General features: G+C 72.0%; 12 protein-coding genes. 6 read left to right on the top strand and 6 right to left on the bottom strand.

All coding sequences use genetic code 11. The features are described from left to right. The first annotated feature begins 19 nt into the window (after positions 1-19). The 3 genes from ACRYM6_RS18195 to ACRYM6_RS18185 are packed head-to-tail and all read left to right on the top strand — an operon-like array spanning position 20 to position 2663. Positions 20-979: a MetQ/NlpA family ABC transporter substrate-binding protein gene (locus tag ACRYM6_RS18195; RefSeq protein WP_432544296.1), complete on the top strand. Its 960-nt coding sequence runs from the start codon at positions 20-22 to the stop codon at positions 977-979. Further along, on the top strand, positions 976-1995 hold the full coding sequence (locus ACRYM6_RS18190) for a methionine ABC transporter ATP-binding protein (protein WP_432544295.1): 1020 nt from the start codon (positions 976-978) through the stop codon (positions 1993-1995). Before ACRYM6_RS18195 ends, ACRYM6_RS18190 begins: the two co-directional genes overlap by 4 nt. Positions 1996-1997: 2 nt before the next feature. Continuing rightward, positions 1998-2663: a methionine ABC transporter permease gene (locus ACRYM6_RS18185; protein WP_432544294.1), complete on the top strand. Its 666-nt coding sequence runs from the start codon at positions 1998-2000 to the stop codon at positions 2661-2663. 87 nt (positions 2664-2750) lie between these two features. Here the strand turns inward: ACRYM6_RS18185 and ACRYM6_RS18180 are convergent, their stop codons facing one another. After that, a complete protein-coding gene (locus ACRYM6_RS18180) occupies positions 2751-3653 on the bottom strand; it encodes a diacylglycerol/lipid kinase family protein (RefSeq protein ID WP_432544293.1) in 903 nt (300 codons plus the stop codon). Between the two features lie 163 nt (positions 3654-3816). Between ACRYM6_RS18180 and ACRYM6_RS18175 the strand changes: the two genes are divergently transcribed. Beyond that, positions 3817-4212: a DUF485 domain-containing protein gene (locus tag ACRYM6_RS18175; protein WP_432544292.1), complete on the top strand. Its 396-nt coding sequence runs from the start codon at positions 3817-3819 to the stop codon at positions 4210-4212. Beyond that, a complete protein-coding gene (locus ACRYM6_RS18170) occupies positions 4209-5828 on the top strand; it encodes a solute symporter family protein (protein ID WP_432544291.1) in 1620 nt (539 codons plus the stop codon). Before ACRYM6_RS18175 ends, ACRYM6_RS18170 begins: the two co-directional genes overlap by 4 nt. A gap of 16 nt (positions 5829-5844) precedes the next feature. Here ACRYM6_RS18170 and rsmI read toward each other — a convergent pair whose 3' ends face one another. Next, positions 5845-6705 (bottom strand): 16S rRNA (cytidine(1402)-2'-O)-methyltransferase, encoded by an 861-nt coding sequence (rsmI, locus tag ACRYM6_RS18165; protein WP_432544290.1) that lies wholly within the window; start codon positions 6703-6705, stop codon positions 5845-5847. Positions 6706-6811: 106 nt separating this feature from the next. Further along, complete coding sequence (locus tag ACRYM6_RS18160; RefSeq protein WP_432544289.1) at positions 6812-7870, bottom strand: nucleotide-diphospho-sugar transferase; 1059 nt, start codon at positions 7868-7870, stop codon at positions 6812-6814. A gap of 697 nt (positions 7871-8567) precedes the next feature. Between ACRYM6_RS18160 and ACRYM6_RS18155 the strand changes: the two genes are divergently transcribed. Further along, complete coding sequence (locus ACRYM6_RS18155) at positions 8568-10118, top strand: NPCBM/NEW2 domain-containing protein (protein WP_432544288.1); 1551 nt, start codon at positions 8568-8570, stop codon at positions 10116-10118. A 59-nt stretch (positions 10119-10177) separates the two neighbouring features. Here the strand turns inward: ACRYM6_RS18155 and ACRYM6_RS18150 are convergent, their stop codons facing one another. From ACRYM6_RS18150 to ACRYM6_RS18140, 3 genes are all read right to left on the bottom strand, one after another. After that, complete coding sequence (locus ACRYM6_RS18150) at positions 10178-11233, bottom strand: glycosyltransferase (RefSeq protein WP_432544287.1); 1056 nt, start codon at positions 11231-11233, stop codon at positions 10178-10180. Between the two features lie 165 nt (positions 11234-11398). Further along, a complete protein-coding gene (locus ACRYM6_RS18145) occupies positions 11399-12505 on the bottom strand; it encodes an HTTM domain-containing protein (RefSeq protein ID WP_432544286.1) in 1107 nt (368 codons plus the stop codon). Beyond that, positions 12502-12987, bottom strand: a complete 486-nt coding sequence (locus tag ACRYM6_RS18140; protein WP_432544285.1) for a hypothetical protein — start codon at positions 12985-12987, stop codon at positions 12502-12504. Before ACRYM6_RS18140 ends, ACRYM6_RS18145 begins: the two co-directional genes overlap by 4 nt. Between the last annotated feature and the right edge of the window lie 58 nt (positions 12988-13045).

The following is a 13045-nucleotide window of genomic DNA, read 5'->3' as shown; positions in this document are numbered from 1 at the left end:
CGCCCGTACGACCTCCGGAGTGTCCCCCGTGTCCAACGCCCCCGCCCTGCCCGAGAAGCCGAAGCGCCGCGGCCTGCTCATCGGCCTCGTCGCCGCCGTCGTCGTGATCGCCGTGGTCGTCGTGGCCCTCGTCCTCGGCAACCGGGACGACTCGACCAGCACGACCGCCGCGGGAGCCGGCGAGGCGAAGACCGTGAAGATCGGTGTCGCCGACAAGTCGCAGCAGTACTGGACGACGTACACCGAGCTCGCGAAGTCGACGCTGGACGTCGACGTCGAGCTGGTCAACTTCTCCGACTACAGCCAGCCGAACCCGGCGCTGTCGCAGGAGCAGCTGGACCTGAACCAGTTCCAGCACATCCAGTACCTCGCGAACTACAACGCGACCTCCGGCGACGACCTGCAGCCCATCGGGGCCACGGCCGTGTACCCGCTGCCGCTGTACTCCCTCACCGCCGGGTCCGTCGAGGAACTGCCGGCGAACGCGAAGGTCGCCATCCCCAACGACGCCATCAACGAGGCCCGCGGTCTGCTCGTCCTGCAGGAGGCCGGCCTGGTCACGCTGAAGGACGGCGGCAACGCGTTCTCCAAGACCAGCGACATCGAGTCCGCGAAGGTGGACGTCACCACCGTGGCCGCCGACCAGACCGCCAGCGCCCTGCAGTCCGGGTCGGTCGTCGCCGCGATCGTGAACAACGACTACGCGACCAAGGCGAAGCTCACCGACGACCAGATCATCGTCGCCGACGACCCGTCCGCGGCCGCCGCCGCCCCGTACGTCAACATCTTCACCGCGCGCAAGGCCGACACCGGCAACCAGACGTACCTCGACCTCGCGGCGCTGTGGCACGACCCGGCCGTGCAGGAGGTCTTCCTGCAGGAGAACCCCGGCGCGGTCGTCCAGGACACCTCCGCGGCCGACCTGCAGGCGGAGACCGCGAAGGTCGAAGCCGACGCGAAGGCCGCCGCGGGCAAGTGACCGCTCTCATCGCGCTGACGGAGGTCAGCAAGCGCTTCGACCGCCGCGACGGGTCCTCCGTCGCGGCGGTCGACGCCGTTTCCCTGGAAGTCGCGCAGGGCGAGGTCCTCGCGGTCATCGGGTACTCCGGCGCCGGGAAGTCGACGCTCGTGCGGCTGATCAACGCCCTGGAGAAGCCGACCTCGGGCAGCGTCGTCGTCGCCGGCCAGGACCTCACGACGCTGTCCGAGGGCGAGCTGCGCGCGGCCCGGTCGAGAATCGGGATGATCTTCCAGCAGTTCAACCTGTTCCGGTCGCGGACGGTCGCGGGCAACGTGGCGTACCCGCTGAAGGTCGCGGGCGTGGCGAAGGCCGAGCGGGACCGGCGAACCGCCGAGCTGCTCGACTTCGTCGGGCTGCTCGACCGCGCCCACGCTTACCCCGAGCAGCTGTCCGGCGGGCAGAAGCAGCGCGTCGGCATCGCCCGCGCGCTGGCGACGAACCCGCCGCTGCTGCTGGCCGACGAGGCCACCAGCGCCCTGGACCCCGAGACCACCACCGAGGTCCTGTCGCTGCTGCGGCGCGTCAACGTCGAGCTGGGGGTGACGATCGTCGTCATCACCCACGAGATGGAGGCGGTGCGGCAGATCGCCGACCGCGTCGCCGTCATGGAGGACGGGCGGGTCGTGGAGGTCGGGGACACCTACGACGTGTTCTCCGCCCCGCAGACCCCCGCCGCGCAGCGGTTCGTCCGCAGCGCCACCCACGACCGGCCGTCGGCGGACACCCTCGCGCGGTTGCGCACCCACCACCCGGGCCGGCTCGTCAGCGTCCGCGTCACCGACGAACCCGGTCTGCAGCAGCGCATCGACGCCGCGTTCCGGGACAACGGCACCACCGCCGAACTGGTGTACGGCGGGGTCTCGGAGATCCGCGAACGCCGCGTCGGCTCCCTGACGTACGAGCTCACCGGTTCCGCGGACGCGGCGCTGGAGGCGCTGCGGGCCGCGGGCATCCACGCGGACGAGGAGGCCTGAGCATGGACTTCAGCGGATTCCTCGACACGATCGACGTGTTCAAGGACGCCATCTGGCAGACGTTGTTCATGGCGGTCGTCTCGCTGGTCGTCTCCGGCGTGATCGGCCTGGTCCTGGGGACGGCGCTGTACGCGACCCGCCCGGGGAACCTGTTCGGCAACCGCCTGGTGTTCGGCGTCATCGGGTTCGTCGTGAACCTGGTGCGCCCCATCCCGTTCGTCATCTTCCTGGCCGCGATCACCCCGCTGCAGATCGCGGTGGTGCGCACCACGATCGGCACGGCGGCGGTGACGTTCGCGATCTCGCTCGCGGCGGCGTTCGCCGTGGCGCGCATCGTGGAGCAGTCCCTGGTGAGCGTCGACCCGGGGGTCGTCGAGGCGGCCCGCGCGGTGGGGGCCTCGCGCCTGTCGATCCTCGTGGGGGTCGTCATCCCCGAGGGCCTGGGGCCGCTGGTCCTGGGGTACACGTTCATCTTCATCGGGATCGTCGACATGACGGCGCAGGCCGGGATCGTCGGCGGCGGCGGGCTGGGCGAGTACGCGATCCAGTACGGCAAGCAGCAGTACGACTACGGGATCATCTACGTGGCCGTGTTCGCGATCATCGTGATCGTGCAGGTGGGCCAGGTCATCGGCAACCGCATCGCGCGGGGGGTCATGCGCCGCTGACCGCGGTCCCGGCGCGGGAGGACCCCCGGGGGCAGGACGGACCGTCCCGCCCCCGGGGGTCCCGTCGTCCCGGGGGTCAGCGGGGGGTCAGCGGGGGCAGACGACGCTCCAGACGTCGGGGTGCATCTCGAAGCGCTCGGACGTCTGGTGGTCGGTGACCTCCCCGTCGGAGTTCAGCCGGAACGTGCCGGACTCGGCGTGGACCTCCACGACCCTGCCGGTCGCGGTGGTGACGTCCTGCCGCTCGACGTGGACGCCGCGGCGCAGGCCCACCGCGAAACCCACCCGGGCCAGCGGGCCGGTGGAGGTGCTGACGACGACGTCGGCGACGCCGTCGTGCGGGTCGGCGCCGGGCACGAGGGGCGCTCCCCCGCCGATGGTGCCGCCGATGCCGATGCCCACCACGAGCACCGGGCGCGGGCCGGGGGTGATGACCCGGCCGTCGACCTCGACGCGCAACCGGAAGCCCTTGCCGGCGCTGACGCCGGCCCAGACCGCCCCCACGGGGTAGGCCAGCGCCCCGAGCCCCTTCTTCAGCCGTTGCGCCTTGGCCGTCGCCGAGGCGCCGATGCCGGCGTGGACGGTGTTGACGGTGATGCGGTCGTGGGAGTCGACGAGCAGCTCCAGGTCGCGGGGGCGGCCGGTGGTGACGACGCGGGCGGCGGCGACGGGGTCCAGCGGCAGCCGCAGCGAGCGGGCCAGGTCGTTGCCGGTGCCCAGCGGCACGATGCCCAGCGGGCCGACGTCCCGGGTGCGGCCGGCGTCCCAGAGCAGCTGCAGCGCAGCGTGCAGGGATCCGTCGCCGCCCATGACCACCACCTGCCGGCCCTGGGCGCCCAGGAGGGCGTCGCGCAGGTCGTCCAGGCCGGCGGTGCGGCGCAGCTCCACGTCGCCGGCGCGGGCCAGCTCGCCCACGACGGCCTCGACCGCGTCGGCCCGGGCCGATCCGGCGCCGGCGTTGACGACGGCCAGGTACTCGTTCTCGCTCACGCGCTGCCCAACGTCCCGGGGCCCCGGCGGGTGCCGTGGGCGCCGGGGTCCACAGCCGGTCCCCAGCCGGGGGGCGGGCGCGGCGCGCCGGGACCCCGGGCGCGTCCTGGAAGCGGGTCCGCGGCGGCGCTAGCCTCGGAGCACGCTGACGAGGAGGTCACCGATGTCCCACACGCCACCGGACCCGTACGAGAAGGTGCGGTCGTCACCGGAGTTCCAGGCGCTGCGGCGGCGGTTCCGCCGGTTCGTGCTGCCGCTGGCGGCGCTGTTCCTGGTCTGGTACGCCGTCTACGTCCTGCTCGCCGACTACGCCCACGACTTCATGAGCACCCGGCTGGGCGGCACGAACATCACCGTCGGGCTGCTGTTCGGGCTGGGCCAGTTCGTCTCCACGTTCGTCATCACCACGGTCTACGTGCGCTGGGCGAACCGCAGCTTCGACCCGGCCGCGGAGGCGCTGCGCCGGGAGGTCGAGCGGGACCTGCCCGCGGACCCCTCGCACGACCCGACCCACGACTCCCCCCAGGACTCCCCCCACGACACGGAGGCGCAGCGGTGACCGACATCGGCGAACCCCTCGTCAACATCGCCATCTTCACGGTGTTCGTGGTGGTGACCCTCGCGGTGGTGCTGCGCGCGAGCCGGAACAACCGCACCGCCGCCGACTTCTACGCCGGGGGCCGCTCGTTCACCGGGCCGCAGAACGGCATCGCCATCGCGGGCGACTACCTGTCCGCGGCGAGCTTCCTCGGCATCGCCGGGGCGATCGCCATCTACGGCTACGACGGCTTCCTGTACTCCATCGGTTTCCTCGTGGCCTGGCTGGTGGCGCTGCTGCTGGTCGCCGAGCTGCTGCGGAACACCGGCCGGTTCACGATGGCCGACGTCCTGAGCTTCCGGCTGCGCGAGCGGCCGGTGCGGCTGGCCGCGGCGATCTCCACCCTGGCCGTGTCGTTCTTCTACCTGCTGGCGCAGATGGCCGGGGCCGGCGGCCTGGTGGCGCTGCTGCTGGGGATCGACTCGTCGGCGGGGCAGAACGTGGTCATCGCCGTCGTGGGGTCGCTGATGATCCTGTACGTCCTGGTGGGCGGGATGAAGGGCACCACGTGGGTGCAGATCATCAAGGCGTGCCTGCTGGTGGCCGGGGCCGGGGCCATGACGGTGTGGGTGCTGGCCCGCTACGGGTTCAACCTCTCCGACCTGCTCGGGGCGGCCGTCGCCGCGCCGGGGTCGGCCGGGGAGGCGCTGCTGGGGCCGGGGGCGCAGTACGGCGCCTCGGAGGTCTCGAAGCTGAACTTCCTGTCGCTGTCGCTGGCCCTGGTCCTGGGGACCGCGGGGCTGCCGCACGTCCTCATGCGCTTCTACACGGTGCCGTCCTCGCGCGAGGCGCGGCGCAGCGTCGTGTGGGCCATCTGGATCATCGGGTTCTTCTACCTGTTCACCCTGGTCCTGGGGTACGGCGCCGGGGCGCTCGTCGGCAAGGAGGCCATCCTCGCCGCACCGGGGAAGGTGAACTCCGCCGCGCCCCTGCTGGCGTTCGAGCTCGGCGGGACGATCCTGCTGGGGATCATCGCCGCCGTCGCGTTCGCGACCATCCTGGCCGTGGTGGCCGGGCTGGCGATCACGGCCAGCGCCTCGTTCGCGCACGACGTCTACGCGTCGGTCATCAAGCGCGGGAACCCCGAGCCGGGGGCGGAGGTGCGGGTCGCGCGCTGGACGGTCGTCGTCATCGGCGCCGTCGCCATCGTCGGCGGGATCTTCGCCAACGGGCAGAACGTGGCGTTCCTGGTGGCGCTGGCGTTCGCCGTCGCGGCCAGCGCGAACCTGCCGACGATCCTGTACTCGCTGTTCTGGCCGCGGTTCACCACCCGCGGTGCGCTGTGGAGCATGTACGGCGGGCTGATCTCCTGCGTGGTCCTCATCGCCTCCTCCCCCGTCGTGTCGGGCAAGACGGACCCGGTCACGGGGGCGTCGCTGTCGATGATCCGCGACACCTCGGTCGACTTCTCCTGGTTCCCGCTGGAGAACCCGGGGTTGGTGACGATCCCGCTGGCGTTCTTCCTCGGCTGGCTGGGGTCGGTGACCGGCCGCGAGCGCGGCGGGCAGGCGCGGGCCGCGCAGATGGAGGTGCGCAGCCTCACCGGGGCCGGGGCCGAGAAGGCCACCCAGCACTGAGGGTCCGGCCCGGCGGTCAGGTCGCCTTCCGCTGGGCCAGGACGGCCTCGTAGAGCTCGCGGTTCGGGACGTCGTGCTTCCCCGCGACGACCCGGACCGCGTCCTTGAGGCGTTCCCCGCCGGCGGTCAGCTCCTGGACCCGCGCGACGAGGTCGGCGGTCGCGGGGGGCTCGGGCGGGCGGGTGGACCCCTCGACGACGAGGCAGACCTCGCCGCGGACCTCGGTGCCGTCCGCCCACGCGGCGAGCTCGTCGAGGGTGCCCCGCACGACCTCCTCGTAGGTCTTGGTGAGCTCGCGGCACACCGCGGCGCGGCGGTCGCCGCCGAAGGCCCCGGCCATCGCCGCGAGCGTCGCGGCCGTCCGGTGCGGGGACTCGAAGAACACCAGGGTGCGGGCGTCGCCGGCCAGGGCGGTGAAGGTGCGGGTCCGCTCCCCCGGCCGGCGGGGGGCGAACCCCTCGAACGCGAACCGGTCGCAGGGCAGGCCGGAGACGGCCAGGGCGGTGAGCACCGCGGAGGGGCCGGGGACCACCGTCACGGGCAGGCCGGCGTCGACGCAGCCGCGCACGAGCCGGTAGCCGGGGTCGGACACCGACGGCATCCCGGCGTCGGTGACCAGCGCGACCGTGGCCCCGGTGCGGACGGCGTCGAGGAGCTCGGGGGTGCGGGCGACCTCGTTGTGCTCGTGGTAGCTGAGGATCCTCCCGGCGACGGTGACCTCGAGCGCCGAGGCGAGGCGGTGCAGGCGGCGGGTGTCCTCGGCGGCGACGACGTCGGCGGTCTCGAGGAGGGCCACGAGACGGCTCGTGGCGTCCCCGACGTTGCCGATGGGGGTGCCGGCGAGCACCAGCCGCCCGGTCGGTCGGTCGGCGTCCATGGCTGCCATGGTGCCTCACCGTGCAGTGGATCCGTCCATGCGGGGCTGAGACCGCAGAGCGGGCGCCGCTGCGACCGTCTCGGCGTCGACCAGGAGCTCCGCGACGTCACCGGGACCGGAGCGGAGAAGGCGACGGAGCACCGACGTCCCGAAGGTCGGTCGCGATCTCGTAGCGCCCGATCCCCAGTACGCGACGCGCAGCCCGGACCGCGTGGTCGACCGTCGCCAGCGGCAGCTCGGCGAGGCTCGCCGCGCGCTCCCCGCCACGGCCCAGCGGGAGCCGAGGCATCCACGAGGTGTCCGCCAGCAGCTCGTCCCGGTACGCAGCCGCCAGCACGGCGTAGGGGGAGGTCAGGGAATGCATCTCCTCGTAGCGGCTGCGCAGCTTCCCCAGCGCGCCGGACCGGGCGCGCCGCTCCCAGGGCTTGACACCCATCGCGTGCACCAGAGGTGGCACCGAGCGCCCGGGCAGAGCAGCCGTCAGGCGATCGCGCGGGGTGAACCCGGCCGGTCCGTAGCACTGGGCGATCTCCACGCCCTGGCGCAGCAACCGCAACGGCACGGCGGCGAACTGGGCACTGCCCAGCAGAGCGGTGAGCACCTCCTGGTCACCGAGGAGGTGCAGCGGGCGTCGTGTCCAGTCCTGCTGCTGCGCCTCGCGGTAGGTGGGCTCCTGGAGCATCGCCGCCCAGGCTTCGAGGAGCTCCACGTGCGCCGACGTCACCCTGACCAGTCCGGTGTTGACCGTTCGGGGCATCGACCGCCCCACCTCCAGGCCCCAGGCTCGCGTGCGATGGGTCCCGCCTTGAGCCTGGCCCCAGTACGTCTCCTCGGTGGCCACGAGGACGTCCTCGCCGACACCGGCGAGGAGCGGCCGCCAGTCCCTGTGCGTCAGGACGTCGGCGTCGACCCACACGACCTCGTCGTGCCCGGCCCGCAGGTGTTGCAGCAGCAACGACGGCTTGACGTTCCAGCCCGCTCCCCGGGGAACCCCGCTGCGGTGGAGGGTGGAGACGCCACGGTCACGAGCCCACTCCTCGAACCGCTCGTCGGCCCACGGGCAGTGCAGGACGACGTCCGCACCGGGGCAGTGCCGGGCGATGCTCGCCACGGCGATCTGCACCCCGACGCGGTGGCTGGCTCGGTCCTCGGCGATGACGATCATCAAAACCCCTCGATCGACGGGCGCGCGCGAGCGCGGTGCTGGCCCTCAGATCATGCCGGGCACGTCAAACGCCCCGTCGTCCGCACGGTGACGCGCGTGACGACCTACCGACGATGAGCACCGCCTCGTCGCCAGGGCAGTGGGACCACTCGCGGGCGTACCGATCCGGTGTGAAGTGCATCACGCCTTGAGGGATGCTTTCCTCCTGCTCACCGGCTCCCGTCGACCGACTGTCCGCGTCCAGTACCGCCTCGGACCGGGTCTCCGGTCGACGTCCCGCTCGAGCCTCCACCAGACGACCTCCCGTTCGTCCCGCACGAGCGGGCAACAAGACGCGGAGCGTGGGGACGCAGTTGAAGGAACGGTCTGACCTGCGGTTTCAGCCTCCAGTCTGCGCAAGGTGATGACGACCTCCATCGATCGAACCAGCCGGCGCGCGCGGCGGTGATGTCCGGAGGTCACCAGGTCAGGCGATCAGCGACGATCACGTCCCGCCGAGCAGGACGACACCTGGACCACCTCAGTGGTGGCACGACCGTACTAGATCATAGAGCGAGAAGGCTGACTACGCAGTGTTATATCTAGAACCCCGAAGACCGCGCACGGGTGAACGCACCCCGCGTCGCTGAAGGAGCGGACCCCTGCGAACCGATGGGTTCAGTACCGCTGAAGCCATCTCGTCACTGGAGGACTCGCCATGCTCCGCCGCCTGCCCGCTGCCCTGGTCGCCGTCACCTCCGCCGTCGTCGCCCTCACCGCGGGAGCTTCCGAACAGGCCATCGCCGCACCGGCTGCTTCCGTTACAGCCGCCACCTCGGGTTCGGTGATCTCGCCCATGATGCCTGCGGGCGGGGTCTTCACCGCCGGCACGGCGTGGAAGCTCGACGTCCGCAAGGCGCCCCTGCACGCCAACTCCGCCGGGATGGTCAAGAACGTCGCAGCCCAGACCGCCGCCCAGTACAGCGGCATGGCCGCCTTCAACGCGTACCAGTACAGCACCAGCGTCTACACGGTCTCGGCGAGCACGCCGAAGGTGGACGTGAAGTGGAACAACTGCCAGGGCAAGTCGTGGACCCCTGCCGGTCTGCTCGGCCCCGGCGGCCAGTTCACCCAGGTCCCGATCCCCGCCGACGCCGTGCCCGCCAAGGGCAGCGACAGCCAGCTCACCATCTACTCCCCCTCCACCGACCAGCTCTGGGAGTTCTGGGTCGCCAAGAAGGTCGACGGCACCTGGAGCGCGTGCTGGGGCGGCCGCATCGACGGCGTCTCCTACAGCCAGGGCTACTTCCACGACGGGTTCGGCGCCAGCGCCAGCGGTCTGGCCATGGCCGGCGGCACCATCGGGATCAAGGACGTGCAGTCCGGGGTCATCGACCACGCCCTCGCCCTGCACATCCCGGCCCCCGGCACCTGGAAGGAGTTCAGCTACCCCGCTCAGCGCAGCGACGGCTACGACACCTCCACCAACCGCGTCCCCGAGGGGACGCGGCTGCGCCTGGACCCCAGCATCGACGTGGACTCCCTGAACATGCACCCCGTCGCGAAGATGGTCGCCAAAGCCGCGCAGAAGTACGGGTTCATCGTCACCGACAAGGCCGGCTGCACCGCCGTCGTCGCCGAGAGCCCCGCCGCCGCGATCGCCGCCACCGGCGTGGACCCGTGGAAGGCGCTGCTGGGCAGCACTCCCAGCTACGCGGTCATGAAGAACTTCCCGTGGGGCAAGCTGCAGGCCCTGCCCAAGGACTTCGGCAAGCCGGCCGCCGGCTCGACCCAGGGGACGGACGCGACCCCCGTCCCGACCGCGCCGGTGGGCCCGATCACCAAGTACGCCTCCGACACCGCGTACCGGGTACTGCGCAACGGGTGGGGCCCGGCGGAGAAGGACCGCAGCAACGGCGAGTCCGCTGCCGGTGACGGCAAGGCCCTGAAGATCGCCGGCGTCACCTACGCCAAGGGCTTCGGCGTCCACGCCGCCTCGGAGATCATCGTCCCGGTGAACGGGGCGCGCACCTTCTCCGCCAAGGTCGGTCTCGACGCCGAGGTCGGCACCAGAGGCTCCGTGCAGTTCCAGGTGTGGGCCGGTGGCACCAAGCTGGCCGACAGCGGGCTCGTGCGGGGTGGCCAGGCCGCGAAGACCATCGTCGCGGACGTGAGCGGGAAGACCGAGGTCCGCCTCGTCGTCACCGACGGCGGCAACGGCCTGTCCGGCGACCACGCAGACTGGGCCCAGGCCGGCTTCTCGTCCTGACCACCACCCGCCCTCCCCCGACACCGGCCGGGCGGAGGGCGGGAACCGTGCGAGCGGGACTACGACGACGCCGCGGCGACCCCCGCGACCTCCAGCAGCCGCGCCCGGTAGTGGCGGTCCGTCAACCGCCCGAGGACGTGCTCCCGCGCACGGCGCCCCATCGCGTCGTAGTGGTCCGCCCGGCCGGGGTCGAGCACGTCGCGCATCGCGCTCCTCATCTGCTCGACACCACCGACGACCAGACCGGTCACACCGTGCTCGACGTGGTCCCGGACCCCGGGGGCGTCGTTGACGATGACGACCTTGCCCAGGGCCATGGCGTTGAGGTAAGTCTGCTGGCCGGTGCTGCGCACGGCGTGCTCCAGCGGGAGCACCACCGCGCGGCTGGTGCGCATCCCCTCCAGGAACCCCTCGTGCGACGTCGGCGCGAACCGCACGCGGCCGGTGCTCCGCCCGGGAGACCACGTCGTCGCCACGTCCACGTCCACGTCCAGCCCCTCGGCGGCGGCGATGAGCATCTCGTAGTCGCGCAGGCTGTTGCCGCCCGAGAAGAAGCCCTCCCCGGTCGGCACGTCACGCAACAGGGCGCTCTTCCAGATGGTGTGCGAGAACGGCGTGAAGACGACGGTCGGCCGGCGCAACCCCCACACCCGCCCGAAGTCCTCGACCTCCCGCGTCGACAGGACGCACCACACGACGTTGTCGCCGTCGACGAAACGGATGACTGCCCTGGAGACCCCGCCGAGGGCCTTCGCGAGGACCGGCGGCAGGCGGCTCCCCAACGCACGACTGCCGGGTTCGATCGTCGCGTCGCTGACGACGACGACGGCGTCCTTCCGCAGTCGACGCAGCAGACCGGCGGCGATCAGCTCGCGGTAGCCCTCGGACCAGCCCGAGGTCCCCCGCAGGATGAACGCCCGACGACCCCCGCTGCGGCGCAGGACCGCCCAGAGCCAGGCCGGCGACCCGGGGTGCTCGCTCGCCGCGACGACCTCGACGCTCTCGTTCCACACCTGGTCCGAGGGGGCGACGAGCGAGCTCAGGACGGGGCGACGGGCGCCGTCCCGGTCGAGCGGGGTACCGCCCTCGACGACCTCGCTCCGCGCACTGGACATGCTTGTTCCCTCCTCGGGTCACGGCACCGCCGGTGGTGCGGCGACCGAGTCGCCGCGGCGCACACCGCAGGATGCGAGCGAGACTACAGACGGTGGTGGTGCCGGAACAGACACGGCTCGGTGGCCACGAGGTCCGCGACGCTCAGCGCTTCGACCGCGCTCGTCTCACCGATCGACCGCCGCACCAGGGTCCGGCGTGGACCGCTGGCCGCCGGGACGCACGCGCCGCAGCAGCGCCCCCACCTGCCGCGCCAGGTACCAGGTGCTCACGAGCGCGCCCACGACGACGATCGCCCAGCCCAACCGGGGAACGGCGAACCGGTCCGGCAGCAGCACGACGACGAGGCCGACGACGGCGGCCAGGACCCACCCGTGGCGCGCGAACCACCGTGGCGGTCGCGTCAGCGCCCCGGGCACCCGCAGTGCACCCCAGGCGACGAAGGCGGCGTAGGTGGTGACGTTCCCCCCGAAGCCGATGTTCATCATCAGCAGGACGCCCAGGTGGAAGAGCGTGAGGAGCGCGATGGCCACCCGCCACGCCTTCCAGTGCAGCACCGCCAGGACGAGGAGCCCCTCGAGCAGGACCGCGACGACGTCCATCGACTCCCAGAACGGGGTGCTGCGCACGTCGAGGAAGGTGCCCGCGAGCAACTCGGTGCGACCCTCTACGAAGTACTGCGTGTACAGCGAGGTCTGCACGGCCTGGGTGGCAGGCGAGAGCCACCCGCCGAGCAGTTTCGGGGCGGCGGCGGTGAGGAAACCCAGGCCGATCAGCAGGGCGAGCAACCGCAACGGCCACTGCGGGGGGTCCTGCGCAGGCGCCGCTGCGCCGGTCGCGGGACGTCGGTGCAGCGCGTCGATCGACACCGCGTCGCCCCAGCGGGCGAACACCAGCACCAGCGGGACGAGCACGGAGAGGATGTTGTGGTCGATCTTGCCGAAGCTGTAGCTGATGCCGTACCCGGTCAACGCGCTCAGCCCCACGACCACCGACGCGGTCCGCGTGAACCGCCCCACCAGGAGGAACGCCGCTCCGAGGACGACGAGGACGTCGAGACCGATCAGCACCCCCTTCGGGGGGACGGCGTCCAGCAGGGCGAACGGTCCGGGCGGCGCGTCGAAGAACGAGTCGGGGAACTCCGCCGCCCACGCGAACCTCGAGGGGGCGAGCAGCAGCACCACGGCGTACAGCACGCGGTAACGTCCCAGGTCCAGAGCCGTGAAGGGTCCGCTCGCGACCCACCGGTCGAAGACTCGCCAGGGACTGTTCACGGGGTGTTCCCCACCTCGGCCTCCAGATCGACGCGAACGGGTCGGTCGTCCCGCAGCACGCGTCGGGAACCGTCGACGAGGGAGTACCCGGCCTGGATCCAGCGCACCTCCACCGCGGTGACCTCCCCCTCGCCCAGGACGGCGAGCCGGTCGCGCAGCCACGCCACCGTGCGCGAGTCGTCGGCGCTCGCCTGGTCGCCGAAACCGCTGGCGAAGACGTACCGGGGCAAGACACCGGTCGGGGGCAGGATCTCCTCCACGCTCGTGCTCCGCGTCGTGCCGTCGGCGAGCTCCAGGGTCACCTCGGTCTCCCACGTCGTGGCCTCGCGCCCGCTCTGGAGAACTCCGCCGAACGACGGCTGGTACAGGCCGGGGTAGGGCTCGGAGGCGACGTGGCGGACAGCGATCTGCAGCGGCAGCGCGACGACGGCGAGACCGAACACCGCGCGGACGGCCAAGGTCCCAGCGCGGGATGTCAGCACTCCCGGAGCGTATCCAACGACTCAACTCCCGGTGACCGGTTGAGGAAAGTTCCTGACC

The organism is Kineococcus rugosus (assembly GCF_050871975.1).
In the GTDB taxonomy this organism is placed as follows: Bacteria; Actinomycetota; Actinomycetes; order Actinomycetales; family Kineococcaceae; genus Kineococcus.
Note: the sequence above shows the minus strand (reverse complement) of the source record. Positions and strands in the feature narration are given on the sequence as shown.

What these genes read in the sequence shown, in the direction of transcription:
- ACRYM6_RS18185 (WP_432544294.1), top strand. Translation starts at nt 1,998, where the DNA reads ATGGACTTCAGCGGATTCCTCGACACGATCGACGTGTTCAAGGACGCC.
- ACRYM6_RS18175 (WP_432544292.1), top strand. Translation starts at nt 3,817, where the DNA reads ATGTCCCACACGCCACCGGACCCGTACGAGAAGGTGCGGTCGTCACCG.
- rsmI (WP_432544290.1), bottom strand. Translation starts at nt 6,705, where the DNA reads ATGGACGCCGACCGACCGACCGGGCGGCTGGTGCTCGCCGGCACCCCC.
- ACRYM6_RS18160 (WP_432544289.1), bottom strand. Translation starts at nt 7,870, where the DNA reads ATGATCGTCATCGCCGAGGACCGAGCCAGCCACCGCGTCGGGGTGCAG.
- ACRYM6_RS18155 (WP_432544288.1), top strand. Translation starts at nt 8,568, where the DNA reads ATGCTCCGCCGCCTGCCCGCTGCCCTGGTCGCCGTCACCTCCGCCGTC.
- ACRYM6_RS18150 (WP_432544287.1), bottom strand. Translation starts at nt 11,233, where the DNA reads ATGTCCAGTGCGCGGAGCGAGGTCGTCGAGGGCGGTACCCCGCTCGAC.